This is a genomic window from Nonomuraea sp. NEAU-A123, from assembly GCF_018603905.1.
Taxonomy (GTDB): Bacteria; Actinomycetota; Actinomycetes; order Streptosporangiales; family Streptosporangiaceae; genus Nonomuraea.
The window spans coordinates 203,330-229,201 of sequence record NZ_JAHFZZ010000017.1; the positions used below are offsets into that span (position 1 = coordinate 203,330).

Annotated in this window: 26 protein-coding genes; 15 read left to right on the forward strand and 11 right to left on the reverse strand. The window is 66.1% G+C overall.

What is annotated here, in order from left to right; genetic code table 11:
• Positions 1-34 precede the first annotated feature (34 nt).
• Both KLK06_RS41265 and KLK06_RS41270 read left to right on the forward strand, forming a co-directional pair.
• A complete protein-coding gene (locus KLK06_RS41265) occupies positions 35-1,795 on the forward strand; it encodes a hypothetical protein (RefSeq protein WP_214641129.1) in 1,761 nt (586 codons plus the stop codon).
• A gap of 2 nt (positions 1,796-1,797) precedes the next feature.
• Positions 1,798-2,091, forward strand: a complete 294-nt coding sequence (locus KLK06_RS41270; protein WP_214641130.1) for a hypothetical protein — start codon at positions 1,798-1,800, stop codon at positions 2,089-2,091.
• 6 nt (positions 2,092-2,097) lie between these two features.
• Here KLK06_RS41270 and KLK06_RS41275 read toward each other — a convergent pair whose 3' ends face one another.
• The gene (locus KLK06_RS41275) at positions 2,098-2,586 is read right to left on the reverse strand and encodes a hypothetical protein (protein ID WP_214641131.1); all 489 of its coding nucleotides are present in this window, start codon (positions 2,584-2,586) and stop codon (positions 2,098-2,100) included.
• A gap of 379 nt (positions 2,587-2,965) precedes the next feature.
• Here KLK06_RS41275 and KLK06_RS41280 point away from each other — a divergent pair, with 379 nt between their 5' ends.
• Genes KLK06_RS41280 through KLK06_RS41300 form a run of 5 tightly spaced genes read left to right on the forward strand, consistent with a single transcriptional unit; the run spans position 2,966 to position 8,410 of the window.
• Entirely contained in the window at positions 2,966-4,255 is a 1,290-nt protein-coding gene (locus KLK06_RS41280; protein ID WP_214641132.1) for a helix-turn-helix transcriptional regulator, read from the forward strand.
• 22 nt (positions 4,256-4,277) lie between these two features.
• Positions 4,278-5,018: a toll/interleukin-1 receptor domain-containing protein gene (locus tag KLK06_RS41285; RefSeq protein WP_214641133.1), complete on the forward strand. Its 741-nt coding sequence runs from the start codon at positions 4,278-4,280 to the stop codon at positions 5,016-5,018.
• Between the two features lie 47 nt (positions 5,019-5,065).
• Positions 5,066-6,931, forward strand: coding sequence for a hypothetical protein (locus KLK06_RS41290; RefSeq protein WP_214641134.1), 1,866 nt, complete (start codon positions 5,066-5,068; stop codon positions 6,929-6,931).
• A 20-nt stretch (positions 6,932-6,951) separates the two neighbouring features.
• The gene (locus KLK06_RS41295; protein ID WP_214641135.1) at positions 6,952-7,992 is read left to right on the forward strand and encodes a hypothetical protein; all 1,041 of its coding nucleotides are present in this window, start codon (positions 6,952-6,954) and stop codon (positions 7,990-7,992) included.
• 10 nt (positions 7,993-8,002) lie between these two features.
• Positions 8,003-8,410: a hypothetical protein gene (locus tag KLK06_RS41300; RefSeq protein ID WP_214641136.1), complete on the forward strand. Its 408-nt coding sequence runs from the start codon at positions 8,003-8,005 to the stop codon at positions 8,408-8,410.
• A gap of 414 nt (positions 8,411-8,824) precedes the next feature.
• On the opposite strand, the gene KLK06_RS41305 is transcribed toward KLK06_RS41300, so the two are convergent.
• On the reverse strand, positions 8,825-9,853 hold the full coding sequence (locus KLK06_RS41305; protein WP_214641137.1) for a hypothetical protein: 1,029 nt from the start codon (positions 9,851-9,853) through the stop codon (positions 8,825-8,827).
• A complete protein-coding gene (locus KLK06_RS41310; RefSeq protein ID WP_214641138.1) occupies positions 9,850-10,395 on the reverse strand; it encodes a hypothetical protein in 546 nt (181 codons plus the stop codon). Before KLK06_RS41310 ends, KLK06_RS41305 begins: the two co-directional genes overlap by 4 nt.
• 713 nt (positions 10,396-11,108) lie before the next feature.
• Between KLK06_RS41310 and KLK06_RS41315 the strand changes: the two genes are divergently transcribed.
• Positions 11,109-12,686 (forward strand): SMI1/KNR4 family protein, encoded by a 1,578-nt coding sequence (locus KLK06_RS41315; protein WP_214641139.1) that lies wholly within the window; start codon positions 11,109-11,111, stop codon positions 12,684-12,686.
• 75 nt (positions 12,687-12,761) lie between these two features.
• Here KLK06_RS41315 and KLK06_RS41320 read toward each other — a convergent pair whose 3' ends face one another.
• Both KLK06_RS41320 and KLK06_RS63270 read right to left on the reverse strand, forming a co-directional pair.
• Complete coding sequence (locus tag KLK06_RS41320; RefSeq protein ID WP_214641140.1) at positions 12,762-13,175, reverse strand: RNA-binding S4 domain-containing protein; 414 nt, start codon at positions 13,173-13,175, stop codon at positions 12,762-12,764.
• Positions 13,157-13,342 (reverse strand): hypothetical protein, encoded by a 186-nt coding sequence (locus KLK06_RS63270; RefSeq protein WP_374197186.1) that lies wholly within the window; start codon positions 13,340-13,342, stop codon positions 13,157-13,159. Before KLK06_RS63270 ends, KLK06_RS41320 begins: the two co-directional genes overlap by 19 nt.
• On the opposite strand from KLK06_RS63270, the gene KLK06_RS41330 reads away from it, so the two are divergent.
• Together KLK06_RS41330 and KLK06_RS41335 are read left to right on the forward strand one after the other, a co-directional pair.
• Positions 13,257-15,107: an LCCL domain-containing protein gene (locus KLK06_RS41330; RefSeq protein ID WP_374197182.1), complete on the forward strand. Its 1,851-nt coding sequence runs from the start codon at positions 13,257-13,259 to the stop codon at positions 15,105-15,107. The two genes, KLK06_RS63270 and KLK06_RS41330, sit on opposite strands and share 86 nt — an antisense overlap.
• A 284-nt stretch (positions 15,108-15,391) precedes the next feature.
• The gene (locus KLK06_RS41335; protein ID WP_214641143.1) at positions 15,392-16,063 is read left to right on the forward strand and encodes a hypothetical protein; all 672 of its coding nucleotides are present in this window, start codon (positions 15,392-15,394) and stop codon (positions 16,061-16,063) included.
• A gap of 26 nt (positions 16,064-16,089) precedes the next feature.
• Here KLK06_RS41335 and KLK06_RS41340 read toward each other — a convergent pair whose 3' ends face one another.
• Together KLK06_RS41340 and KLK06_RS41345 are read right to left on the reverse strand one after the other, a co-directional pair.
• Positions 16,090-16,302, reverse strand: coding sequence for a hypothetical protein (locus tag KLK06_RS41340; RefSeq protein ID WP_214641144.1), 213 nt, complete (start codon positions 16,300-16,302; stop codon positions 16,090-16,092).
• A 108-nt stretch (positions 16,303-16,410) separates the two neighbouring features.
• Positions 16,411-17,583, reverse strand: coding sequence for an MFS transporter (locus KLK06_RS41345; protein ID WP_214641145.1), 1,173 nt, complete (start codon positions 17,581-17,583; stop codon positions 16,411-16,413).
• Between the two features lie 308 nt (positions 17,584-17,891).
• Between KLK06_RS41345 and KLK06_RS41350 the strand changes: the two genes are divergently transcribed.
• A complete protein-coding gene (locus KLK06_RS41350) occupies positions 17,892-18,893 on the forward strand; it encodes a magnesium and cobalt transport protein CorA (protein WP_250906792.1) in 1,002 nt (333 codons plus the stop codon).
• Positions 18,890-19,021 carry a hypothetical protein gene (locus KLK06_RS61930; RefSeq protein ID WP_284735278.1) on the forward strand — a complete coding sequence of 44 codons (132 nt, stop codon included), beginning with the start codon at positions 18,890-18,892 and terminating at the stop codon, positions 19,019-19,021. The genes KLK06_RS41350 and KLK06_RS61930 overlap by 4 nt, the downstream gene beginning before the upstream one ends.
• 57 nt (positions 19,022-19,078) lie before the next feature.
• On the opposite strand, the gene prfH is transcribed toward KLK06_RS61930, so the two are convergent.
• A complete protein-coding gene (gene prfH, locus KLK06_RS41355) occupies positions 19,079-19,687 on the reverse strand; it encodes a peptide chain release factor H (RefSeq protein ID WP_214641147.1) in 609 nt (202 codons plus the stop codon).
• Positions 19,684-20,817 carry an RNA ligase RtcB family protein gene (locus KLK06_RS41360; RefSeq protein ID WP_250906793.1) on the reverse strand — a complete coding sequence of 378 codons (1,134 nt, stop codon included), beginning with the start codon at positions 20,815-20,817 and terminating at the stop codon, positions 19,684-19,686. The genes prfH and KLK06_RS41360 overlap by 4 nt, the downstream gene beginning before the upstream one ends.
• A 396-nt stretch (positions 20,818-21,213) precedes the next feature.
• Here KLK06_RS41360 and KLK06_RS41365 point away from each other — a divergent pair, with 396 nt between their 5' ends.
• Entirely contained in the window at positions 21,214-21,651 is a 438-nt protein-coding gene (locus tag KLK06_RS41365) for a hypothetical protein (protein ID WP_214641148.1), read from the forward strand.
• Positions 21,648-24,284 (forward strand): M48 family metalloprotease, encoded by a 2,637-nt coding sequence (locus KLK06_RS41370; RefSeq protein ID WP_214641149.1) that lies wholly within the window; start codon positions 21,648-21,650, stop codon positions 24,282-24,284. Before KLK06_RS41365 ends, KLK06_RS41370 begins: the two co-directional genes overlap by 4 nt.
• Here the strand turns inward: KLK06_RS41370 and KLK06_RS41375 are convergent.
• On the reverse strand, positions 24,281-24,931 hold the full coding sequence (locus KLK06_RS41375; RefSeq protein ID WP_214641150.1) for a neutral zinc metallopeptidase: 651 nt from the start codon (positions 24,929-24,931) through the stop codon (positions 24,281-24,283). The two genes, KLK06_RS41370 and KLK06_RS41375, sit on opposite strands and share 4 nt — an antisense overlap.
• Before the next feature lie 198 nt (positions 24,932-25,129).
• On the opposite strand from KLK06_RS41375, the gene KLK06_RS61935 reads away from it, so the two are divergent.
• Positions 25,130-25,252, forward strand: a complete 123-nt coding sequence (locus tag KLK06_RS61935; RefSeq protein ID WP_284735279.1) for a hypothetical protein — start codon at positions 25,130-25,132, stop codon at positions 25,250-25,252.
• 47 nt (positions 25,253-25,299) lie between these two features.
• On the opposite strand, the gene KLK06_RS41380 is transcribed toward KLK06_RS61935, so the two are convergent.
• A complete protein-coding gene (locus KLK06_RS41380) occupies positions 25,300-25,842 on the reverse strand; it encodes a helix-turn-helix domain-containing protein (protein WP_214641151.1) in 543 nt (180 codons plus the stop codon).
• Positions 25,843-25,872 lie beyond the last annotated feature (30 nt).

A 25,872-nucleotide genomic window follows, 5' to 3' on the forward strand; every position in this document is an offset into this window, starting at 1 on the left:
CCCGGCGTGTAGCCACACCCTCTGGGAGGGGGCCATGGGGGAGTTCGTCGGGGTCGATCCCCTCGGCGCGGAGAAGCTGATCCGCCAGATGGAGGCCGGGAAGGATGTCCTGGGCAGGGCGCGGCCCGGGCTCGAGGCGGCGATCGCCGAGGCCGGTGAGGACTGGGCCGGCCGCGGGGGCGTCACCCCGATGCATCGCACCTGGGCGTTCTTCCACGAGTCGCAGCAGGACCTCAAATGGCGCGTCGGCACCATCAAGCGGATGGTGGCGACGCAGCAGAAGGGCATGCTGACCGGCACCTTCCCCTTCAGCAGCGAGACCGAGGCGATGCAGGCGGCCAGGAAGGACGCGGCCGCCATCGCTGACGCGCTCAAGCACCATGACCAGTACCTTTCCGGGCAGAGCTGGAGTGAGGTGGAGAAGGCTCTGGCGGCGCTCAAGGGCAGGGCTGACGACCCTGCCTACGCCGCTGCACTGCTGACCGCACTCGGCACCCAGACCTTCCAGAAATTGTTCCGCGACTGGATGAACACCCAGGCCAAGGGAGACCGCAGAGGCCTGGCCCCGGACGCGCTCAAGCGAGCCGGCGACGCTTCGCCAGGGCTGCTGGCCAAGGCCTTCGCCAGCGCGGAGGGCTCCGGGCGGCTCGGGAACGACTGGCGGAAGATGGTGGAGACGGCACCCTCGGACATCCTGACGGCCCTGGTCCGGCTGGCCCCGCAATCCGGCACGTTCCTCAATCAGGTGGCGACCAACCTGCTGAATCGCCCACCGAACTCCGACGCATATCCGACGGACCCCAACTGGAACCTGTACAACCTGGCCAAGGCATACCAGGCCAATCCGGAGGCGTTCCAGCGATTACTCGCCGAGCACCAGAAAGAGGCCGGTGTCCTGCTGGACGCCTACACCATCACGACGACCGGCGTCCCGGCCTACGAGGAAGCGCTGGCAAAGGCGCTGCACGGGGCGTTGAAGCCGGGTTCCGGGGCGGACGACGTGCGGGGGCGGGCGTGGCTCACCGTCATCAACAGCATCGGATCCGAGAACACCTTCTGGGTCGGCGGCGGCATCGGGACCTTCGCCAACTCGCCCATCAGCCGGGTGTTAGCCCAGGACATCGAGCCCATCCTTGACAACCTCGCCCGAGGCCAGGCCGAGCGCAACTCGCCGAAGATGCCCTACCTGGGGCCCAGTCCACCATGGGACAAGCTCGACCCCACAGTGAGCGCCCGGTTCCTGGGCGCGTTAATGCAGGACCCCGCCGCAGCCGACACATTGATGAAGGCAGGGACGGAGTACACCAAGGAACTCGACATGGGGCGCTTTCACCCCTTCGACCCGAGCAACTACAAGCAGGAAGCGCACATCAACCTCGCCGAGCGGACGGGCGCGCTGTCCAACCTGTTGCTGGCCGGCTCGACCTACGCCGAGTGGAGCGACGATGAGTACGCCGATCGATTAGCCGGTTTCGTCCTCATGCCCGTCGACTACTTCGACGAACACTTCCCCATCAGCAGCAAGATCGTGTCCACCGGCAAAGCCAAGGGGCTCGACGAGGTCAAAGACGCGCTGAAGGGCATGATCACAGACTATCTCGACAAGAAGACACCAAACACTGCTGAGAAAGTCGCCGACAAGCTCATCGACGAGCAGATCTCCTGGCTGGATGGCTCGCTGCGAGCACACGGGCTTGCCCCGATGACGACATCGCAGATGGGCTTCATGAGAGACGCGATGGAGGGCCGGATGCAGGACGCTCTGCTCGACGCGCTGAAAAGAAGGGGCGGCTGACCATGCCCGTCCGGCACCAACTGCTCCGCGAGGCCGCCGAGAAGGAGGCCCTCGCCACCACCTTCACCACGTATGCGCGGACCCTGGCCGACACATTCGAGGGCATCCCGTCAAAACCAAGCGACAGCGAGCCTTTCTGGAAGGGGCCAGCCGCGGAACGGTATCTCACGCATGCCATCCGCCTCAGGCGCGAGATGAGCGACCTGGAAAACTCGTGCCTGGCCACCGCTGAAAGCCTTCGCCGCCGAGCCCAGCAGTTGCGGACGGAGGCCGCACAGGTGCCGGATCCCATGTGACCGAGCTCAGCTGTTGCCGGGGTAGCACTCTGTCTTGCCGACGATCATGACGTTGGGTGTTGGCTCTTTGCGGGCGAGGAGCACGAAAGTTAATTTGGTCGTCGGGTTGGTCACCACAGAAACACTCACATCGTCTTCCCAGAGGTCCAGGTTGTCCACGACCTCGGTGTAGCCCTTACCTTCGAGTTCGCCTTTCAGCAACCCGACAAGACTGGGCGGATTCTCCGCGGACGGGTTCGCGAAGGTTCCCTTGGCCCTGAAGTAGCGTTGTGTCTCGCCCTTCAGGCATGTCGTGTTCCGGTCCTGGTCCGCCCGCTCCTGCGTCAGCCCTGTCAGGCCCGACTTGATCCCGGATACCAACGCGTCGCCATCGCTCACGAGCTGCCGGGTCGCCTCTGCAAGCGTCGGTCGTTCCGGCTCTCCCGCACAGCCCGCCAGGACCGCGGAACAAGCAAGTACCGTGGCAACTGCCTTCGAAAACGCACCCAGGTGCATGATCCGGACCTTATCCGACCATCGCCCGCTCGTATATCCGATTCGCTCCAGCTATAGCGAGCTGCGATAGAGGTCAATACACGCTGCCGTGAACGCCGCCATGACGCGGCCGTCGCAGCCGGACAAGAACAGGGGAAACGCAGTTTCGCAGCCTGGCCGAGATCCTCTCGCGGTCTTGCACACGTCCCTCCTGCACAGGCCCAGTACGGAGATGCGGTTCTGCTGGAAGAGCAACTGGGCAGGCGTAGTCCGCCCATGGTGGGTGCGAAGGCAAGTGGAAACGGGAAACGAGGAAATCTCCCTTGTCCACCTTGATTTGCTGACGCACTCTTACAGGCAGTGACTCTCGGCTGCTCGGCGGGGTGAGGGGGAGGTTCAGGTGGTCCAGGACCCAGCCGGTTTCGGCCGAGAACTGCGCCGGCGACGTCTGGCTGCAGGTCTGACGCTCACTGGCCTGTCCAAGCTGGTCCACTACAGCAAAGGCCAGCTCAGCAAGGTCGAACGAGGGTTGAAAGCGCCCAGCCGAGAGCTGGCGCGACTCTGTGACAACACGCTCGGCGCCGCTGGTGAGTTGGCGGCTCTGGTTCGCATACAGCCGACCTCCACGGAGGCTACCGAAGCACGCAATGGAGAGGAGGTGTGGTTGATGGCGTTGTCCGGAGACGGACAGAGCTGGTTCCAGCCGTTGAGCAGACGGCAGGTGATGACCATGGGTGTCGCGTCCGCCGCCGGGATGAGCATAGGCCGCCCGGACACATCCTTCCCCGCTGGAGGCACGACGCTTCTTGGCACGTCCCGTACCTTGTTCGACAACTACCGACAGCTCGGTCAGGTAGCCGGGCCTGGGGCTTTGCTGCCTGCGCTCATCGCGCAGACCCACTCGCTGCAGGAACTCTCCTCTGGTACGGGACCTCGCACCCGTGGAGGACTACTGCAGTTGGCCTCTCGGTACGCCGAGTACGCCGGCTGGATGATGCAGGAGATCGGCAACGATCAGGGCGCCTTGTGGTGGACCCGCCACGCGGTGGACCTCGCGGCGGCGGGCGGGGACAGGGACCTGGCCGCGTATGGCCATGTCCGTCACGCCCTGGTCACTCTGTACCGAGACGATGCTGCGCAGACGATTGAGCTGGCGAGGCGGGCGCAGAAGCCGATGTTACCGCCTCGGATCCGAGGCCTGGCCGCACAACGCGAAGCGCAAGGCCACGCTCTCGCGGGTGACTACGACGCCTGCATGCGAAGCCTGGACCGGGCTCGCGTCCTGCTGACCGGGGTGAGGTCGCAACCGGATGGGCCGCCTGTGATCGGCACCACCAATCTGCCCGATCCCGTGGGCATGATCACCGGTTGGTGCCTGTACGACCTCGGACGCCCGCGAGATGCGGCTGAGGTGATGGGCAAGCAGATGGCGCACGTGCCGCCGCACGCGTTACGGACGCGCGTCCGCTACGGGATGCGCCGGGCGCTCGCCCACGCCATGGCAGGTGAGATCGAACACGCCTGTGATCTGACCGGTCAACTCCTCGGCGCTGCCGCCACCGTGAGCTCGGCCACCATCGCACAGGACATGCGCGCGCTCGCGCGGACGCTCTCCCGTCATCCCAGGAACGTGGCGGTGCGACGGGTGGCGCCGGAACTCGGCACGGCTCTGCAATTCGTCAACTCCTAGACCCAGGGATGGGGACCAGCCAGTGACGTACGAGGTGTTCATCAACTACCGCACGGGTGACGGTGAGAAGATCGCTGCTCTGCTCGAGCGGGATCTTTCGCACCGCTTCGGGGACGAATACATTTTCCGCGCGTCCAAGTCCATTCAGCCCGGCGCCGCGTACCCGGACCAACTGATCAGCGCGGTACGGCGCAGCGGCGTCGTGCTGGCCGTCATCGGGCCGAACTGGTCGAAGCGCCCCGAGCTGCATGACGAGGGCGACTGGGTACGCAAGGAGATCCTGGAGGCACTCACCTGCGGCATAGAGGTAATCCCCGTCCTCGACGACCGCAAGACCGAGCGGTTGGACCCCGCCGACCTGCCGGCGCCGCTGAGGCGGCTCGCCGACGTCCAATCGGTTCGGCTGGACCTGCATGATTTGCAGTCGGGTCTCACACGAATCGGTGACATGCTCGCCGCGAAACTGCCCCGGCTCAAGGCCGCGGACCGGACCCCGCAGCGGGAGCCCGAGGCCGGCGACGTGCGCAATTCGATCGACGAGGCGCGCGGGAACATCATCCAGGCCCGAGACTTCACCGGAGACGCTGGCACCGTCTTCAAAGGCAATCAGGGGCTGCTCCATACCGGATCGGGTGACATCAACCAGCACTCCCCGCGCATCTCGGGGATGGGGGCGACGTATATCGCCGGCGCCAATCAGGGTGGGATCCAGCACGACTTCGGTGGCACGCGCGACAAAGAGGAGGAGGACGACGACCGGTGACCGGGCCGATACACACGGGGAGCGGGGACCTCAACTACTACGCCGTCATGGCAGCGACGGCGGCGCGGAGCCCGGACCCGCGGTTCACCTTCATCGAGGAACTGGACTGGTTCTGGCGGCGCTTTGTCCATCCTCCCGGCTACGGCAAGGCGAGCGATCTCCTCGAGACCCACCGGACGGTGTTGCTGAGTGGTGAGGCGGGCAGCGGCAGGGTCGCGACGGCCAAGGCTCTTCTGCGCGGGCTGTCCACGGGAGACGAGCTCTTTCACGAGCTGACCTGGGAATGGGACAAGGAGATCGGGAGATACCGGCTGGAGCCAGCCGCCGTCGGTGACGACGACCGCGTATGGCTGAACCTGGCGCAGGCTGACGAACGGGTCTGGCGCGCGTTCCAGGAAGAGCTGTCCTCCGTACGCAAGATGATCGTCGGGCATTCGGCCCTTCTCGTGGTCGTTTTGCCGAGCAAGGGCGGTGAAGGGCTCTGGCCAGAGTTCACTCGGTTCCACGCCGCGATCGGACGGCCGGTCGCGCACGAGGTTCTCCGACGCTACCTGCGGCTGGCGGGTGTACCCGGCGCTGCGACCGGTCCGCTGCCGGGGTTTCTGCGTACCAACCGGCCGCTTCGGGACGTCGCACGGTTCGCTTATCTCGTCGACCTGGCACATCAGAAGAACCCCGGGAATGATTATGCCGCCTGGTACAAGGCCGCGGAAACGGCCTACACCGGACACGGTGCCGAGGTAGCTGAAAGGATCGCCAAGCTGCGCCTCGGCCCTCAACGTGCTCTGTTTCTCGCTGCGGCCATGCTCCAGGACGCCCACGTCGACCACGTCTACAACGCCGCCATGACGCTGCTTTCGACTGTCTCGTACGCTGATGAATGTCACTCTTTGGAGCGTTCCGATCTCGTGGAGAGCTTGAAAGGCATTGGCGCGGAACTCGATGACCGAGGTCACGTGCGGTTCGAGGAGCTGGGGTACGACGCCGCGGTCCGCGCGCACTTCTGGCACCACATGCCGGGGCTGCGGGACGGCATCCGGCAGTGGGTCGGGAAGATGATCGATCGCACCGACCTGCCCGACAAGGACCGCGACCTCCTTGTCACGCGCTTCGCCGGCCAATGCCTGCACCCGAGATACCGGCACGTTCTGGTCGACGCGGTGGCCGAGTGGACCAAGGGACCGATGACCTACCGTCGGCAGATGGCCGCCCACAAGGCTTTGCAGCGCGCGCTCAACACCGAGGAACACGGCGGTTTCTTCCGCAAGCAGATCTACAACTGGGCGACCGACGACCACCTCTCCGAGGCGTTGTCCCAGGTCGTCATCGTGATGTGCGCCAAGGTCATCGCCCTCAGCCATCCCGACCAGGCCATAGTGCGGCTCCATCACCGCGCCAGGAGGGAAAATCGGACGTCGGACGCCCGTACCGCGCTGCTGGAGCTGGTTTCCGGCGACCCGTGGTTCAGGCGGCAGTTGCTCCTCCGGCTCACCCAGTCGCTTGAAGGTAACCGGAAGGAGTACGAAAAAGACCCCGATCTCTTCCTGGACCTCGCCGACCCCGCGGCGTTCACCGCTCCCGGGCACCACGGCCGGCCCCTCGCTGCGAATGCGGAGGTTCGCACCATGCTGACCGACGGGTGGAGGCGCGTCTTCCACGAGCGCGACGAGACCATCTGGCAGGCGCGTATGCGGCAGTGGCTCGCCGTGGCTCATCACGACGATCGTCACCGCGACGTACTCGTCGACGTGCTCGTCTCCGGCGGCGAGCAGCGTAGCGCGATCCTGGGTCGCCTCTACACCGAAGCGCGGGCCGTGTCCCGATCTGCGGAGAACGGGGCTGACCACTCCGCCGCCTTCCTCGATGTCGTCCTGCGCAAGATTTCCACCAGTCAAGGCATCCAGATCCCCTGATCAACGCTGTGGAGGGCACCATGAGCTCGGGCCGCAACACGGTCATGATCTATCTCTGCGTCATCGGCGGAGTACTGCTGGCCGGCCTCGTCGCCTTCGCTCCCTGGGAAATATGGCTTTCAGCTGTCGCGTTGGCGCTCGTGGTCGCGGTGGGCTCGCTCTACAGGTTCGTCATGGCCAGGCGTCGGACGACAGCCCCGATAGAGCCTTCGAGCCTCTACGTGCCTCCGCCGCCGCCTCCGGTCGAGCCCCGAGAACAGCGGGTTGACCAGGTCCCGTTGCCCAGCCAGGAGGACGACTACGATTTCCTTTTCTCCGCGGTCGTCCTTTGGACGCCCGTCGATCGGCTTTGGGACGACAAGCGGGTCAATCTCGCAGCGTTGGCCATGGACGCGATCCTCAAGCGCGCGCGGGAGATCACCGAGCACCGCGAGCCGGGCAGGGCCTCGCTTGTCGCGCACGAGCTCGGCGGAATTCTAGGCACGATGCAGAAGGACCCCACCGGCCATGTCCAAGCCATGGCCGAGTCTGTACAGGTCACCCTCTCTGCACAAGATCAGGAACGGCTCGACAAGCTGGCCGAGGTGCGCAAGGACCGGGTGGTCTGGGAACACGACCGCAAGTACGAGCAGAGCAAGCGGGAGTACCTCGAAGAAGACGTACTCAAGGACACCGGGAGCGCCGTCGTGTGGTGGCTCGTCAAAAATGACGACCAGGTGGAGAAGACGGTGAACGACATCGGCCTGCTCTCCACGCTGGCTTCCGCGGCCAATAACAGGAAACTGCCGGACGCAACCAGCTACGAGTTCAGCGCTATGCCATCGGTGAATGGAGCGTCGCCGGTGGATGACCTGGCAGCGTTCTTGCACGCCCTCGATCTAGAGGGGCAGAGAGATCTCTTCGTGCACCAGATAGCCCTGCTGGTGCACAACTACGGCCGACCAGATGTTGCCGAGGAGATCGTACGCCGATTCGACCTGGCCGAACCGAGCGCTCCCCCCGACAGCGACGCGCGTAACGACCCAGACGTTGATGGACAGAATCCGTGGAACGATCAGTAAGGAGGAGATCATGGAAGCTGAACTGATGGCGCTGGCGGTTTCCGGCGCATCGACTCTGATCACATTGATGATCTCCGACGCCTGGGCCCAGACGAAAGACAGGCTCGCTGCCGTGCTTGGGAGGGCTGGTGACGAGGAGGACGTGCTGCGGGAGCTGGAAGCTTCCCGGGCCGTCCTTGTGAACGCCCTTTCAGGGGGAGACGGCGCGGGGGCGGCGGTGGTCGAAGGCGAGTGGCGGGCTCGCCTGCTGCGGCTTCTCCAGTCGGACTCGAGCTGGGTCGGTGAGTTGCAGAAGCTTTCGGCCGCGCCTGGCGGCACGGTGTACAACCACATCACTGGGCGGGTCCAAGCTGGATTGCTTATCCAAGCCGGACGGATCGAGAGGTCTACCTTCCACACGCCGGATGAGACGACCTGAAGAAGGTTTAGCCGGTTGTGGGCGTCACAACACCTGGTGCAACAAGCGCCGTGAGCGGTGAAACATCCCAAGATCACTCCGCCCATATCCGGAAACATGGTCCTACGGCTGCACACGGGCGCCCTCGACGGCCTACCGAGGATCTGACAAGCGAAAAATCGCCAACCGGGGACCGCGTTCGGCGGACCATCGCTTCGGCGCTGCGGCAGGCCTGGTAGGCCCAGACCTTGCGCATCAGCAGATGGCTCCAGATTGATGTGGGCCGTCAGTTGCTGGCACTGATCGACCGGGCGGCGACGAGTGGGCGATACACCGCACGGCCATCCGAACTGCCCTCGATGATGTCAGAGCACAGACTTAGACGATTGCCAGCCGGGTCAAGCGCGATGAGGAGCAGTAGGCCGTCAGGGCAATCTACTGACTGGACGTTGGCTGCCAGCGCGAGTACCTATCCGCCCGGCGCGGCTCCCCCGTCCAGTCGTCCTTGAAGAACCGACCATCGAGGACATCAAGGAACAAGCCTGCTTGGTCTTCCTGGAAGTGAAGTCTTCCCTCACCATCGAGTAGAGAGCTGATGTCGATCGAATGGAGATCGAGAACATTGCCTAGCCGGTCGAGGTCCAGTTTGATCTCTGATAGGCGCTCCTGCAATCGATAGAGCCTTGCGGCGAACGATACTCGCCTCTTCGAAGCTGCGAGCAATGCCGCCTTGGCATCACCGGTGATGCCGATACTTTCCTCTTCGAGTACCTTGCTGATGGATTCCACGTACTTCGGAACGTCTTGCAGAACGATGTGTACGTCTGTGAAAAGAGTTCTGAGGTGCTGTCCGCTGAACGCGACTAGTTGATCCGAGGTGAGGATTATGTCCACATGCTCGTCAATAACCATGGCCGGATCCTCGATCCGCTTCAAGCTATCGCCGAAGCCGAACCATTTCAGGCCAGGCTTGAATACTGAGCGTGGGTTCGTCTTGCGGATGAAGTGAACCCATGCGTCGTCTGCCTGCTGCCAAGCTACTGAGTAGAAGATGGCCGGAGCGAACTCCGGGAGCCCGTAAGGACCTAGTACATCCAGGATTCCGACATCTCGAAGTGTGCGGACGAGAGCAGCAGTGCGATCTTCATTGTGGTCCTCTTCAGGTAGATCACTCTTCTTGCGCTTCGACGGTTTCTCGGGCTGCTCGGGTATCTCGTCGAGGTCAAGCAGGAAGTACTCCTCCCCCCGTTCGAGTTCTGCGTTTGGCTCGTAGGGGCGCGGGCTACTTGCCCGAACTCGCTCCAAGGCGTTAAGGGACAGCTCCCAGAGGGGCTCGTGTAGGGCCTCGTGGATTATGATCTTCTTGGCCTCCATGTCGCGCCGCCCTTTGCGTCGACCGAGTACCAGGTAGGGAGTGCCATCGAGAGTGATGTCGCCAAGCGCTCTTGGTCCATCGGGGGTCATTGCTCAATGGTGCCATATGTTGCGACAGTCACGTGCACTCCTAGCGCCACTGCGACATGTACACTTTCTCCGAGTTTGACTGGTTTGCGTGATACAAGCAGCGTGTCTCGTCCGTTGAGGGCAACACGCGAGACGCGCCAGCCGAGAACGTAGAGCGTAGGATTAACGACTCCAAGATTCGATTTGAGGAAGATCACAAAGGCAGTAGCGAAGTATAGGAAGTATGCGATCCCGTCGCCCCAGCCGTTAGGTAGCTCTGTAAGGAAGGGAAGAAGGTAGGTCGCAAGGTAGCCTGAGACTGCATTGCCCTGATCTTCGACGCTGGTAATCTTCATGCGCGCGCTCGATCGCTTTTGGCTGGTGCGTACCATGCGCCATCCATCAACTGCGCCCACTATGGCCAGGATGGAAAGCGAAATGGTCCACAACCAGTTCGGTGCACTCCGGGCCGCGAAGATCCCGATGAGTGGAACATAGGAGACGATGAATAGGCGTGTCTTGGTTCCCCAGAGTCCCTGCCCGTCCGGCCCCTCGATCACCATGCACTCACATTAGAACGCGCGTACGACATTTTCGGGGCTCTATGGAACGGTAACGAGGAGGATCTACGCAGTAAGCACTCATCAAAATGCCCGCTAGGCGTGGTGGGCGAGGGACCCGACGTTGCTGCTGCAAGGCGCGGCCTGTAAGGGACCTGGGGGCGGGGAGAGATGTCGCCGTCGGCAGGAGGTGGCTCAGGCGAAGACAGCCCGGGCTCGGGCGACTGGGTCTTCGGCGAGGAGGTCGTCCTGGAGTGCTTCGCAGGAACGGACATGCGCCACCTCTCGTGAGGACTCGCACGTGGCTCGCTAGGTGTCACGTCTGGTCGGCAAGAGTGTGGCATGTCCGTGGTCGTGCGCACGTATCTGGCACAACCACTCGCCAACGATCACCCATGGCCGGACACCACCGGACACATCAAAAAGCCCTTGACCGACGTTCTGCTGGTCAAGGGCGCTTTGCTGCTGGTCGAACCTGGTGCCTCGGCAGGATTCGAACCTAATGACTGTGTAGGACCCCGAGTTCTCCGGTCGCCAGGATCGTTGCATGAGCCAGTCGCAGGAAGTACTGCTTGTGTCTATGGGGGCCGCTGAGCCCCGCGGCCCCGTCGATTTCGGCGCGCAGCAACACGGTGTGCTGGTCTCGCGGAGCCGGCTTTCAAATCTCAGCCTTCCTCCCGCCGCCCGAACCGGGTGTGGTGCAGCACAATCCAGGCATGGATCTTGCCTCCCTGGCCGCCATCATCGGCCCGCCGCCCCCTGCTGCCTTTCCCGTCGACTGGTCCGGCGTTGAGCGGTGGCTCGGTCTCCGGCTTCCCGACGACTACAAAGAGTTCGCAGAGAGGTATGGGCCCGTACTGGTCGGAGAGTGGGTCTGGGTCGTGGTGCCGCATTGCTCCGGGCTCGGCGGTTATTTCCGGCAACTCGACCAGCGGCAGGGGGTGCAGCGCAGCATCCGTGCCGGTGATCCGCCGTCTCACCCGTTCGCCTTCCATCCCGAACCGGGTGCGCTCCTGGTGTGGGGTGAGTCGCGCGGAAGCGAACACTACTTCTGGGACACCTCGGTGTCCGCCGATCCGAATGACTGGCCGACCAGGGTCTTCACCCAGCATTGGCCGGATGAGAAGTGGCGGCTGGTGGACGCGCCCATGACGGAGGTGCTCGCCGCGCGGGTGGGGGGCAGCCTGGACCTGGGGGAGGCCCTGCCCGCGGTGTCGCCTCCGTACGCCTGGAAGTTCGCCCCGCTCGTGCTGAAGGACGTGCCGGAGAGAACTTCCTTCCCGGGAGCGCCGCTCGTTCTCGAGGTCGCTGGGCAAGCGGCGAGGGTCGAGGCGGCCACGGGGGTGCCCGAGGACTATGCCGCGCTTGTAGGCGAGTACGGCGTGGGGAGGCTGGCCGGCGTGCTGCGGTTGCTCGGTCCCGGGGCGCCGGAGGGGTTCGAACTGACTGCGGAGGAGGCCGTGGTGAGCGAGCGGTTGCGTTCGCGGCGAGTGGCGGGGAAGCGGGTGGTCCCGTCGCCGATCGCGCCCGAGCCGGGCGGGTTGCGGTTGTGGGGGGTGTTCGACGGGGGTGAGACGTGCTGGTGGCTTCCTGTCAGCGGCGAGTCGGCCGAGTGGCCGGTGGTGCTGCTGGATGGCGACGGTCTTGGGTGGCAGCGGCTGCCGTACGGCGCCTCAGGGTTTCTTGACCGGTGGCTGGATGGGCGGCTGGATCTGCCTGTGCTGTCGCTGTCGGCGGTGCCGCGTGCGCGCGTGCTGTTCCCGCCGGGCGTCGATCCCGCTGCTTCCGCCACGCCTGCGGGGGAGGGGCCGCGAGATGCGCTGGCGCAGTTGGCCACGATCATCGGGGAGCCGCGGACCGGTAGCCACACCTACGACTGGCCGGGGATCGAGCAGTCGCTTGGATTGCGGCTTCCGAGCGACTACAAGCGGTTGTTCGAGGTGTACGGGACGATCGGGATCAACGGCCTCATGATCGGAGAGCCGGAGGACCTCCAGCAGCGGCATGAAGAGGAGGTCGAATATCTCGGCTGGGAGGAAGACGAGGCGATGGCCGTGCATCCCGCCCCGGGAGGGCTGCTGTGGTGTGCGAACACCGAAGGCCGCGACTGCATTTGGTGGGACACCGGCGATCCGGACCCCGACCGGTGGACGATGGTCTGGGACGTCGAATTCGATCGACGCGTCTTCTCCGGCACCTTGACCGAGCTGGTGATCGCCGACCTGACGAGCAAGCTGGCCTCGCCGCTCACCGGGCTGGATCCGTCAAGTGACGGGCCCATGATGTGGCTCTGAGGGGCGACGATGGGAACCGTACCGGTGAACGGGGTGCGCGAGAACCGCACACCCCGTTCGATGCGGCACGCCCGATCACTCCGGGTGCGCCCGGCGGCCCGGCGACTCCACCGCCGGGTGTCCGAGCAGCTTGTCGATGCTGCGGCGCTCGCGTTTGGTGGGACGACCTGCGCCCCGAGCCCGGACGGCCACCGTCACGGTCTCCTCGCGCGGAGGAGGTGGAGGGCTCTTGTCGACGTAGCACTCGGCGGCCACGGTGGCGCCGACGCGCTTGCTGATGATCCGGGAGACGACCACGATGCGTTCGTGCCCCTCGTGTCGCAGGCGGATCTCGTCCCCGACCCGGACGGCGTGCGCGGGCTTGACCCGCACCCCGTTGACTCGGACGTGACCGCCCCGGCAGGCGTCGGACGCGATCGAACGAGTTCTGGTCAGCCGCACCGACCAGATCCAGCTGTCCGCCCGCGCACTCAGCTGCTCACCCGCCATCCCGACACTTTACTTGCCCGCTCTGCGCCACCACCTCGTCGGCCGCGATGCGGGCGAACTGCGCGAACCGCCTGGCCGGGGGTGGAACTCGAACGGCTCACGGTACGGGCGGCGATGACGACCTTCGCACCCTCGGCGGCCAGCCGTCCGGCTATCGCGGCGCCGATGCCTCTGCTGGCTCTGGTAACGACTGCTACCTTGCCTTCCAGTACGTCCATGGCTGTTCTCTTTCTGAATGTGGCCGAAACCTCGGCGTGTGGGCAGCGCGAACTCGCCATCAGCCGGAACTCGCCATCAGCCGGAGCGCGAAGGCAGGGCTGGCGGCATGTCATGGCGATGGGCATGCTCGGACTGTCCATGCCTGGGAGTGGAGGGTGGCGCATGATCGTTCCAGGGCGAGTGCTGGCGGGGCGGTACCGGCTGGTCCATCCGCTGGGCGCGGGCGGCTTCGGAGAGGTCTGGCAGGGCGTCGACGAGCGTCTGGAACGCGAGATAGCGGTGAAGATCCTGCTGGGGGCCGGAGACAGGGACGGGCAGGCTGCTCGGCTCTTCGAACGCGAGGCCAAGCTCGGAGCGCGGTTAGCGCATCCAGGGATCACCGTGGTGCACGACGTGGGGGTCGACGGCTCCTGCCGGTTCGTGGTGATGGAGCTACTCTCCGGCCGCAACCTGGCAACGGTGCTGGGTGCGAACCCTCGGGGGCTGGAGATCGACGAGGTCGCGGACTGGGGTGCACAGGTGGCGGACGCGCTGGCGGTGGCGCATGCCGCAGGGATCGTGCACCGTGACATCAAGCCCGCCAATCTGATGTTGCTGGATGGCGGGCGGATCAAGGTCTGCGACTTCGGGATCGCGCGAGCCGCCGGGGCCACCACCAGCGTGACCGCCCAGGGGTTCGCCTCCCTGCTCTATGCGGCTCCCGAGCAGCTCTCGAACGAAGCAGTAGACGGGCGTGCGGACCTGTACTCGCTGGGCTGCACCCTGTACCACCTGCTGACCGGGCGGCCGCCGTTCCCCGGAGAGACCCCTATCGAGATTCTGGCGGGACACCTGTCCCGGCTGCCCGTCCCGCCGAGTGCACTGCGCGCCGAAATCTCCGCCGCGTTGGCTGAGATTGTCATGGACTTGCTGGCCAAGAGCCCCGCTCACCGTCCGGACGACGCCACCGCGCTCGCCGCCCGGCTACGCGCCGCCTCCCACGAGCAGCACCCGCCCATCGTGCGGACACGGCATATGGCGCCAGCGGATGAGCCGGTGGCGGGGACGACTTACCTCGGCGCCGCGAACTGGAACGTCACGGCGGCCGACCTTCGGGGCCGCGACTACGAAGTGTTCACCCTCGTCTACCCGCCCGGCGGAACACGCAGTGACGTCGGAAGCGTCTGGGGAGACGGAATCTACACCGACGACTCCTCCGTTGGCCTCGCCGCCGTCCACGCCGGCATCATCACTCTGAAGAACGGAGGTCCTGTCACCTTCGAAATTCGCCCCGGATATAAAAGCTACGGTTCGGCGAAACGCAATGGCGTCCAAAGCTCCACCTGGGCACACTGGTCAGGCAGCTTCGTGTTCTCCGAGCAGCAAGGAAGGGCGCGCCCGATTCCGTCGGGGCCGGCGGCGGTGTACCTCGGCGCCGCGAACTGGAACGTCACGGCGGCCGACCTTCGGGGCCGCGACTACGAAGTGTTCACCCTCGTCTACCCGCCCGGCGGAACACGCAGTGACGCCGGAGGCGTCTGGGGAGACGGAATCTACACCGACGACTCCTCCATTGGCCTCGCCGCCGTCCACGCCGGCATCATCACTCTGAAGAACGGAGGCCCTGTCACCTTCGAAATTCGCCCCGGACATGAAAGCTACGGCTCGGCGAAACGCAATGGCGTCCAAAGCTCCACCTGGGCACAATGGTCACGCAGCTTCGTGTTCCCCTGAATGCCCATTCATGGACGGAGATGATATGCACTCTCCCTACGGGAGGCGAGGACCATCGACCGACCTGATCTTCACCGGAACCTCGACCCAGTGCAACGGCTCCGCCCGGGCACGCGCCCAGCAAGCCGTCACCGTCACGTCGGGCTGACCGAGCCCTCGGAGGCGATCCTCAAGGAGGCCCCACGGGTAAGTGATCGTTGTAAAGATGGGGCATGAGGCTTCGCCGGTTCCGTCTGCTGCCGCGCCGCGTATCTTGGCCCAAGCGCTCCTTAGGGCGGTGGATCGTGGTCGCGCTCGGTCTGGGTGTGCTCGTGGCGGCCCTCGCCGGCGCCGCCGGCCCGTACCGGCAGACCAGGGAGTTCCGCGAGGTCGTGGCGTGCGACCGGAGCGTCGGCGACTGTTTCGGCAGCGAGGCGGGATCCACTGTCGGTCGGCGCACCTACACCACGACCTCGACGACGACGAACACCGACGCCAACGGCCAAACGCACACGAGCACGACCACGACCACCCACTACGAGGTCACCTGGCAGTGGGCCAACGGTGCCCGGCAGGCCCGCGACGTGTCCTCGAGCTTCTACGCCAAGGCCAAACAGGGACAACCGGCCACACTGCGGCTCTGGCACGACGAAGTCGTCGGCGTGGAGGTGATGGGCGGCGCGCAGTGGTTCCTGCCGGAGTCCGGCACAACGCTCGGCGGCTGGCTGTACCTGGCCTTCTTCGGCCTCGGGGTCCTGCTGTGGGGACTGCTGTTCGGCTGGTGGGACGGGCTCTTCATGCTCGCCTTCCGCACATTCGCCTGGATGTTCATGAGCTTCATGCCAGTGGACATCACGACGGACGCCCTGGCCTACGGCCTGGCCACCGGCACCGATCTCGTCGTACAGATCGTGTTCGCCCTCTTCTTCACCGGGATCGCCGGCGGGTTGCTCTTCGGCTCACTTAACACCTGGTGACCGGCATGACTGGCCCCTCTGAGCCTTTACTCGTCGATGCGGTTGACCCACAGGGCGAATCCCGGGCTGTCCCAGCGGCACTTGTACTGGGTGGCCCGGCCGACGTCGAGCCAGAGCCTGCCTATCTGGTGGCAGGTGGCCTCGTACTTGTAGACGGCCACGATCTCCCAGCCGAGCATCATGGCCTGGGCGGGGGCGGCGTTGACGAACATCAGGCCGAGGATCGTCCCCGCGAGCATCGCGGAAAGCTTGCGTCGTATGCCAGATCTCCTTCGGTGGATCGACATCTACCTCAAGATCGTGATCAACGTCGGCGGAATGTCAAGGCCCAAAGATCACCGACCATCTCAGTCGTCGTGGGCGATGTGCATGAGCTGCCGCCACAGCAGCACCACGAACACCGCGGAACCAGCGAAGGCGAACCAGAAGGGCGCTGCGACACCGAGGTGGGTGGCCAGGACACCGCCGATCAACGAGCCGACCACCAGACCGGCGTAGACACAGACGGTGTTGACGCTGCCCACTCGGCCCTGCAGGTCGCGCGGGACCGCGCGCTGGCGGACGGTGACCGAGGTCGTGCCCCATATAAAGGCGTGCGCGCCGAAGGCCAGGAAGATGCCCCCGGCGACCCACGGCGAATGGGTCAGGGCCAGGCCCAGGTGAGTGAACGTTTCGATGATGAGTCCGATTCGCATCAGAGCGCCGAGGCTCACCCTGCGGGTGATGGCCCCGTACAGGCCGGTACCGATCAAGCCGCCGATCCCGCCGATGGTGGTCATCAGACCGAAGCCCAGGGCGCCGAGGCCGAGTTGCTCCTGGGCGTAGAGGACGAGCACCGACCAGGCCGCGCCGAAGGTGAAGTTGAAGATCAGGATGGTGAGCGCCAGCGTGCGGACCGCCGCGTGCTGGATGGTCCAGGTGAACCCGGCGATCAGTTCTCGTACGGTGTCAGGCATCACGGGGTCGTCGGCCTGTCGGCCGTGCGGCGGCAACGTGATCCGGGAGACCAGGACGATCCCCGCCACCACCAGGAGCAACTGGCCCGCGAACGGCCAGGTCAAGCCCAGACCGAACAGTGCCGCGCCGATCGGCGGCCCGACGAGCTGATTGAGCGTGATGAACCCCGTGCCCAAGCGGGCGTTGGCGATGACGAGATCGTCCTTGCCGACCATCATGGGCGTCAGCGTGGCCGTCGCGTTGTCAGCGAACACTTCGGCGACGGATCGGAGCGTGAGCGCCACCAGCGCCGTCGCCACGGTCACGGTGCCGCTCACCATGAGCGCGACGAGCGCCGCCAGCACCACGGTCCGCATCGCGTTCGCGGCGAGCACGATCCTGCGCCGGTTGTGCCGATCCGACAGCACGCCCGCATACAGGCCGAACACCAGCGGCGGCGCCCAGCCCACCAGGGCCGACAGCGAGATCAGCAGCGGGTCGCGAGTCAAGGTCGCGATCAGCAATGGGCCCGCGGCGGCCGCGACCCCGTCACCAAGATTTGTCAGCCAGCTCGAGGCCAGCAACCACCGAAATCCTGTCCCCAGCCGAGCAGGCAGGACTCGCTCCACCACTGTAATCACGAGCGCAAAACCATACGTTTTGCGAGCATCTACGGCAACGCGTTTTCGCTCGCGCTGAGGGACAGTGGACAATTCCTGGGCTACCGCATGTCGCGGTCTCCGATGATCAGGGATACGCCCGCGTTGAAGATGTCGTCGGCGGTGAGTCCGGTGCGGCGGCCTTCCGCCAGGGCGCGGGCGATGGTGGGGAATGTCTGCGTGAACTCCCCTGACAGGGGAGGAAATGGAGGAGAGTTGGCGGATCCGTCACAATGCCTGATGTGATTGTGGACAAGGCGATCTACTGCAACGGCATGCGTGAGACCATCACCGGCGACATCAGCGATGCCTTCAACGCCGCCCGCGCCAGAGGCGACTGTTACCTATGGATCGGCCTGCACGAGCCCACCCAGGAGGAATTCGACCTGATCACCAGCGAGGTCAAGCTGCACCCCCTGGCGGTCGAGGACGCCATCCACGCCCACCAGCGGCCCAAGCTCGAACGCTACGACGACACCCTGTTCGTGGTCCTCAAACCGCTGCTGTACGTGGAAGAGACCTCCGACATCGAGGTCGGCGAGATCAACCTGTTCCTGAGCGGCGACTTCGTCATCAGTGTCCGTCACGGCCGGGCCAACCCGCTCGCGGGGGTGCGGCGGCGCATCGAATCCGATCCCGACCTGCTGGCGGCAGGGCCGGCTGGGGTGCTGTACGCGATCTGTGATCAGGTCGTCGACACCTACTCCCGCATCTCCCATGAGGTCGAGCATGACCTCATCGCGTTGGAGCGGCGGGTGTTCAGCGGGGAGTACACCGATGTCACCGAGGACATCTACTCCCTCAAGCGGGAGGTACTGGAATTCCGTGCGGCCCAGGACCCGCTGGTGCCGGTCCTGGAGGAGATCGTCAAAGGCCGGGTGGAGCTGCGCACCGTCGCCCGCGACCAATTTCGAGACGTGCTGGACCACCTGCTTCGAGTGGACGCCCAGGTCGATGAGCACAATGAACTGCTGACCAGCGCCTTGAGCGCGCACCTGGCCCTGGTGAGCCGGGAGCAGAGCACCGCGGCCATGCAACAGAACGCCGACATGCGCAAGATCTCCTCGTGGGCGGCCCTCATCGCCGTCCCCACCATGATCGCCGGGATCTATGGCATGAACTTCGACTACATGCCCGAACTGCACTGGCTGCTCGGCTATCCCCTCAGCCTGAGCCTCATGGTCATCTCCGTGATCATCGTGCACCGGCTGCTGCGGAAGAGCGGATGGCTGTGAAGAGCCTGAAGTTCTTCCGCCGCAGGCCCTCCCTGAACAGGCTCATCCTGACTGCGGTCGTGGCCTGGATCGTCGTGCTGACCGTCATTATCCTGCTCGATCCCAGCGCTGCCGGCCCCACGCCATGAAGATCCGGCCGCCGACGTGGATGCCGATGACGGCGGAGCCAGGTCCTGCTTCGACGTTTACGGACGTTCGATACGGGTGGGGTTGCCGCGTACGAGCTCATCGTGGATGCGCCAGCGGGCCGTGGTGACGGCGCGTCCTGCCGCCTCGTTGCCGTGCTCGAGGCGCTGTCGCAGCAGCCGTATGGCGATGCGGCGGTTGAGGCTGAACTGCCGTTCGGTGTCGACCACGACGACGATCCCCGTGGGCCGGTGGATCGCCCGTACGGCCGTGCTGGCCTTGTTTCGATGTTGCCCGCCGGGGCCGCCGGTGCGGCAGGCGACGATGTCGACGTCTGCTTCCGTGAAGGTCGTGTGGGGGGTGTCGACCTGGCACGGTTGGGCGATGACGTACCAGTTCTTTCGGCTGGTGTTGGTCCGGTATGGGCTGGGGGCCTGCCAGCACAGGGTTCCGGTCCACGAGGCGGCGAATGCCTCGGCGCCGTCTCCTTCGATCTGGATGAGGACCGAACGGTAGCTGCCGGGCCGGTCACCGGGAACGGTCTGGGCTCGATGGGTCTCCAGGTTCTGCCGGGTGGCGTCGGTTTCCAGGCGGTGCAGCAGTTGGGCCAGTGCCCAGGCGCACTCCTGCGGGCCGCGCCCGGCCGACAGGAGCAGGTGAACGCTCACGGCCGGCCTCGCTTCCGGCGGCTTCGGGGGCCGAGGTCGGGTGTCTTGTAGGTGACCAGAGGGATCGTGGTGGCCACGGGCGTGGCCAGGTCATGGTCGACGAGGTCGGCGATTACCTGTTCGATGCGCTTGTAGGCCGTTGGTGCCTCCTCGAAGAGCAGTTGGCGGTCACCGCACACCACCAGCGATCCCATCGGTGTGCGGCGCAGCTCCTCGACCGTGTGCTTGGCCCGGCCCCGGCGCAGGGCGTCGGCACGCGACATCTTGCGGCCCGCGCCGTGCGCCACGGAATGGTTGGCGTCCGGCCCGGCGTGGGCGGCCACGAGATAGGAAGGGGTGCCTCGCGTACCGGCGATGAGCACGTCGCGGCCGTCACCCGGCGCCGCCCCCTTGCGGTGCAGGTAGATGCCGTCGCGGATCTCGACCAGGTTGTGGCACTGGTCGACGATCGGTTCGGTGGGCTCGGTACCCAGGGCATGGGCGACCCGGGCGGCCAGCAGCCGACGGTTGAGCGATCCCCAGCGTACGGCGTCGTCATGCATCGCCAGGTAGGCGCCGGGATCAGGGGCGGGTCCCGCGCCGTTGACCTCGGTGTGCGCCCGCAGGATCCGCTCGCCCAGCCCGCGGGAACCGCTGTGGACGATGAGAACCAGGTCCCCGGCGGCGAGTCCGAGACGGCTCGCGTGCCCCGGCTCGAAGACGGTCCCGATCCGCGCCAGCTCGACGAAGTGGTTGCCCCGGCCGACCGTCCCGAGGCCCTCGACGTGACCCGCGGGAACATCACCCTTGACCACGGCCCAGGCGGGATCCTCGAGGTCCAGCTCTCGATCGAGATCGGGGAACCGGGCGGCGAGCTTCTCGGGTACGGCGCGCTTCAGCTTGACGGGGAACACGGCGATGCCGCAACCGATGTCGGACCCCACCAGGAACGGGTACAAGAGGGCCGACGCCATGGCGGCGCCGATGGGGGCGCCCTTGCCGGGGTGCAGGTCCGGCATGCCGGCTACGTGCATCATGCCGTCGAGGGTGGCCACCTGGTGGCATTGCGCGACGGCATCGGACTCGATCCAGCTTGTGGGGGAGGCGAACACGGTGACGGTGGCCGGGGTCCGGGTGTCTTGCTGAGACAAAGACGCTCTCTTCGCTGAACAGGGTGTGGGCAGGCGGCATTACGGCACGAGCCGACGCCGTGGCATCTCGGGGTAGCGGGTGCTGTCCGTCAGAGCATCATGGACTCCACATTCCCTGAGCCCTGCCATTCGAGGCAACCGGTTTTCGGCTGTACGGGCTTGCCTGCCTGCACCCGCCCGCCCTCAGCCGCGAAATCCGGACACGTCGTATCATTTCCGCCCGAATCGGAATTGCTTTTGTACTTGACGCGCAACGCGTATCACGGTGGCCGGAACTTTTCTTTCTGGTGCTCCCGTCAGAACGGAAGTTAGCATGCGGTGACTCTGGCCATTCATTCGTTAAGGACAGGTATGGCGTCGGAATCGGAGAACGGGCCCGTTCGGCGCTTCGATGACATGGCTCGCGCCATTGTCGCCGAGGTCGCCCCCAAAGAGGCGGAATACTTTCCGGCGATCGCCCAGGCCACCCGGAGAAACCCTCGGCGAGCCTTCCGCGGCGGCGGTGACGACCTTCTCGGGTTCTCGCTCGCGGACGCGGTGACACTCCTGACTCCCATCGTCCTGACCGTCCTGACCGGCGCGGCGACCAACACGCTCACCCAGGCCGTCGAACGTACCTCGAAACAGGTCTCCAAGAGCGTGTGGGACAGGCTCTTCCCTTCGCGCCCGGCGCCCATTGCCGGCTCCGAGACCGTCGTTCCCGTTCTCGACCCCGCTCAGGTGAAGGAGACCGCGCAGGCTGTCGAGGAGATCGCACTCGCGCTGGGCGTGGACAAGGCCACGGCCCTCCGCCTGCGACAGGCGACCTTCGGGCACTTGTCGGGCGAGAGGTGACCGCGGCGGGCGAGATGGTGTCAGGCCGCAGGCTGAACCCGTTCGCGCTGCCGTCGTCGACGACGTCCCGGTTCCTCATCCTGATCACCGCGACGATCGCCTGCTCCCTCTACCTTGCCCTGTTTCTGTTCGAGCTCCGGCTGCGCGTCGCCTATCTGCCCGAGCACGTTCGGCACGCGGAGTGCCTGTCATCGCTGCGTTCCGGCGTGCGCTCGGTCGAACCGACCCTGCTCGTGGACAGGTACGGCGAATGCACCGCGGGAGTGACGGCGGGCGAGGCACTCCTGCCGATCGGGTCGCTCGTCGTGCCCGCGCTGTTCGCCCTGCTGCTCTACGCGTTTCACCCGCTGTGGGCGTACCGCCGCGGACTCATGGCCCTCGCGCAGGTGAGCGGCGGCGAAGCCCACGCGGACCTGGTACGCGGGTTCACCTCCATCGCCGAGGAGGAGGCTCCCGGCAAGAACGTCCGGTTGCTGGTGGATCCGGGAAGGGGAGAAGTCACCGGGCGCGCGCTCGGCCTGCCGCGACGCCACATCGTGGTGCTGAGCATGGGGCTGGTCCTCGCGCACGCGACGACGCCCGCCATTACCGAGGCGGTCCTGCGGCACGAACTGGCGCACATTCGCAACCGCGACGTCGGCATCGCGCACTTCACGGTGGCGATCTGGTGGTCGTTCCTGCTGACGGCCTGCGTGCCCGCGCTGGTCGCCACGGCGATCTGGATTCCCGGCGGCCTGCTTCCGCAGTGCGCCAGGCTGGCGGCGATGACCCTGGTGCTGTGGCTGGCCAGGACCGCGGTGCTTCGCGCCCGCGAGCACCACGCGGACGTCAGGGCGGGCGACACCGCCGAACGACAGGAGACGATGGCTGCGGCGATCGAGACCGCCTCGTCGAACCGGCGCTACCCGGGGCCGCTGCGCTTCTTCAGCAGTCATCCCGCCCGGCGATATCGCCTGGCCGTACTGAACGAGCCGGGCAGGCTCCTGCGTCTGGACCAGTGGGAGATGTTCAGCGCGGGGTCGCTGGCGGGCCTGGGTTTCGCACCCGTCTACCACTCCTATTCCCAGCTCGACATCGAGGGGGTGGTCGACGCCCGCTATTTCACGCCCGGGCTCATGTTCGGGCTGCTCATCTCAGGCGTCCTTGTCGTGGCCGTCTGGAGGGCGAGTACCGGGCGGCTCGCGGGACAGGGTTCGCGGATGAGTCTGTGGTGGGCCTCGGCCAGCTTCACGGTGGGCGTCATCGCCGGCCAGTACGCGGCCATGATCCGCGCGGAGGTGTGGATCTGGACCCTCGCCTCCGCGAACCCGCTGATCGGGCTCACCTACTGTCTCGTGCTTCTGCTGATCATCAGGGCATTCCTCTCCTGGGCCAAGGCTTGCTCCTCGGCCTGGCTGGCCGTCTCCACCCACCCTCGGACGATCACCCTGGCGGCCGTGGCGGTGTCGGCGGTGGTGATCGGCTCGTGGCTGGGATTCTGGTTCTATGGCATCGCCACCGTCGTCCAGGCCGGTGTCACGTGGGACCTGCTGGTGGTGACACTGGTGACGATGGTCAGGTACACCCCACTGGTGCTCACTATCGCGCTGGCCTGCGCCTACCTTGTGGCGGCCGGGACACGAGCGCGGCCGGCACCGGGGAGCGGCCTGCGGCTTCATCTCGACGACGCCGCGCCCGTCCTGCTCCAGCGCTTGCCCGCCCACCTCGTACGGGCATCCCTGCCGTTCGCCGTGGCCTGCTGTCTCATGGCGGTGGGCGGTTTCGCGCTGCAACCCATGCTCACCGCGGGCAGCAGGCAGGTGGGTACGGGTCAGTTCCTCGAGGCCGTCTACGTGACCATGGGCGTGGCCGTGGGCCTGCTGGCGCTGGCCGCGCTGGCGGCCGGGATCCTGGTCGGCGGCCGCGGCTCGGGAACGTGGGCCGTGGCTCATGCGGGGGTCATGCTCCTGGCGGCGGTCGTTCCGATGGCTCTGGTGATCCTCGGCCATGTCGCCGTGGCCGAATGCGGGTGGGAGCGGGCGGGCGCCTGCTTCGCGCAGGGCGCGCCGCTCCAGGTGACGATCGGCAACTACGCCACGCTCACGTACACGTACGCGATCTACCCCTGTCTTCTGCTCGCCGGGTGCGGCAGCCTCCTCAGAGCCCGGAGGCGACCGCCCGTCCCCGAACCGCGTCGGGGCGTCAACCGCCCGGTCGTGGCGAGCGCGACGATCGTGATAACGCTCGCCTTGGCGGCCGGCGTCTACGGCGCCCTGCTGAACTGGCGGCTGACCGTCGGGGCCATCCCCGCGGCGCGCATGACCTGGCAGCGGCCGGTCATGGAGGCGGCCAACCAGCCGATCAAGCCGGGCTCGGTTCCGCAGCTCGACGCCTGCCGCTACGCCTTGGGCGTGTTCGCCAGCCCGGGAGTGCGCGACGCGCTCAACACCGACCAGCGCTACTACGTGCTGGCGGCCGGGCTCATCAACCGTGTCGCCTCGTCCGACGACCCCGCCCTGCGGGCGATGGCCCAGGCCGGATACGTCTGGCTGGACAGGGGTCGCGCGGACATGGTCACCAAAGTGGTCAGCAGAGTGCTGCACTACTGCGTGCTCGTCGGGGGCGAACACCAGGTCGATCTGCAGGCGAGCTAGGCCAGGCACGCCCTGACGCCGTACCGGACGCCGGTGTTGAACGCGTTGATCCGTTCGGTGGCGCTGCCGTGATCGCGCGGGTTCGTCCACGGCGTGTCACCCGACAGCCCCCGCAGCGTCGCCGCGATCTCTCGGTTGTCGCCCCGCTCCCACGTCAGCGTGCCGTCCCTCGACGCCCCCGCGAGTGCCGCCCCTCCCATGCAGTCCGCCTGCAGTTCGACCTGCGCCGCCAGATATCTGAACGGCATACGATTCTGGACGGCGTGGCTCCATTCATGTGAGATGACCTGGTACACCAGCCCGTCGCCGTAGGTGTAGCTCATCCTCATCAGGTTGATGTCCCAGGCGATGAAATGCTGGGTCATGCAGTAGGAGGCGTTGTAGGGCAGCATCTTGTGTCCCGAGCACGCAGGCCGGTTCGGGTCGCGCCCGTCGTAGGAACCCAGGACGCGGGGCGGCGAATATCTCCCGGGGAAGTAATCCGACCAGTGATCTGACCAGAATCGATGGACCGCGTAGACGGCCGTCCCGATGTCCTGCTGGAGGCTGTCGACTTTCACCGCCGCCTCGGCTCCGCTCACGCCTCCTCCGCCGATCCACGTGACGGCGAGAATGGTCACCACGACCAGTCGTGAACGCGCTGACATGGAGCCCCCATTTGTTGGTTGTTCGCTTCCGGCAGGCTCCGAACGATAAACGCGCGCATTCGCCGTGAATAGTCGCCGCTACCGAAACATCACCGTCGCCCTCGCCGACGGGCGGGCGGGCGTCAAAGGAAATGCCATGCGGCGGTGTAGTGGGTTCATCGTCGGTTTGTGACCTGCTCTCGTACCTACGATCTGATCGTGTCCTGGGATGCGGAGCTGACCGAGGGGATCGCTGGGCTGATGTTCACCCGGCCTGAGCCGCGCGCGGACGCGCCGAACGCATCGTCCGGGTCGATGCTCGGCCGATCAGCCCGCGGCTGATACCAAATCTCTGAAGCAGATCGGCACTCATGTGGCGTGGATTCGGTTCAGGCCTGTCGGGGGGAGCGGATCAGTAGGGTGGCCAGCGCTTCGTCTGGGCCGACAGTGCTGTAGATGTGTGGGACGTCGGCTTGCCAGGAGATGTGCTCGCCTGGCGCGGCCAGCAGGGGGGCGTCGGCCGGGCCGGCGCGCAGCACGCCCGCGTGGACCGTGACGTGTTCGGTCACGCCGGGGGCGTGGGGTGGCGAGTGTTGCACGATGCCGGGGCGGACGCGCATGCGCAGCAACTCGAACGTTGCGGTCGGCTCCTCGAAGACCTCCAGCAGTGTGGCCGTTACGGCGGCGCCGGGCACGTGGACTGCCTCTGTGGGCGGTGCGCCGGGCTCCAGAACCAGGGCCGTCAACGGTAGGCCCAAGGCTCCCGCCACCGCGTAGAGCGTCTCCAGCGTCGGGTTGCGGGTGCCCAGTTCCAGGCCGGACAGGGTGGCCTTGCCGATGCCGGCGCTGCGGGCCAGCGCCGACAGGGAGATGCCGCGGGCCTCCCGCAATCGCCGCAGCCGGCTCCCGATATCCGTGTCACGGCCGTTCACCCGGCAATCCTTGCATTCCGCCGCCGGGCT

Bases quoted from the DNA above. Each gene is read 5' to 3' on its own strand.
- KLK06_RS41265 (WP_214641129.1), top strand. From the start codon at position 35: ATGGGGGAGTTCGTCGGGGTCGATCCCCTCGGCGCGGAGAAGCTGATC.
- KLK06_RS41270 (WP_214641130.1), top strand. From the start codon at position 1,798: ATGCCCGTCCGGCACCAACTGCTCCGCGAGGCCGCCGAGAAGGAGGCC.
- KLK06_RS41275 (WP_214641131.1), bottom strand. From the start codon at position 2,586: ATGCACCTGGGTGCGTTTTCGAAGGCAGTTGCCACGGTACTTGCTTGT.
- KLK06_RS41290 (WP_214641134.1), top strand. From the start codon at position 5,066: ATGGCAGCGACGGCGGCGCGGAGCCCGGACCCGCGGTTCACCTTCATC.
- KLK06_RS41295 (WP_214641135.1), top strand. From the start codon at position 6,952: ATGAGCTCGGGCCGCAACACGGTCATGATCTATCTCTGCGTCATCGGC.
- KLK06_RS41300 (WP_214641136.1), top strand. From the start codon at position 8,003: ATGGAAGCTGAACTGATGGCGCTGGCGGTTTCCGGCGCATCGACTCTG.
- KLK06_RS41305 (WP_214641137.1), bottom strand. From the start codon at position 9,853: ATGACCCCCGATGGACCAAGAGCGCTTGGCGACATCACTCTCGATGGC.
- KLK06_RS41310 (WP_214641138.1), bottom strand. From the start codon at position 10,395: ATGGTGATCGAGGGGCCGGACGGGCAGGGACTCTGGGGAACCAAGACA.
- KLK06_RS41315 (WP_214641139.1), top strand. From the start codon at position 11,109: ATGGATCTTGCCTCCCTGGCCGCCATCATCGGCCCGCCGCCCCCTGCT.
- KLK06_RS41320 (WP_214641140.1), bottom strand. From the start codon at position 13,175: ATGGCGGGTGAGCAGCTGAGTGCGCGGGCGGACAGCTGGATCTGGTCG.
- KLK06_RS41340 (WP_214641144.1), bottom strand. From the start codon at position 16,302: ATGCTCGCGGGGACGATCCTCGGCCTGATGTTCGTCAACGCCGCCCCC.
- KLK06_RS41350 (WP_250906792.1), top strand. From the start codon at position 17,892: ATGCCTGATGTGATTGTGGACAAGGCGATCTACTGCAACGGCATGCGT.
- KLK06_RS41365 (WP_214641148.1), top strand. From the start codon at position 21,214: ATGGCTCGCGCCATTGTCGCCGAGGTCGCCCCCAAAGAGGCGGAATAC.
- KLK06_RS41375 (WP_214641150.1), bottom strand. From the start codon at position 24,931: ATGTCAGCGCGTTCACGACTGGTCGTGGTGACCATTCTCGCCGTCACG.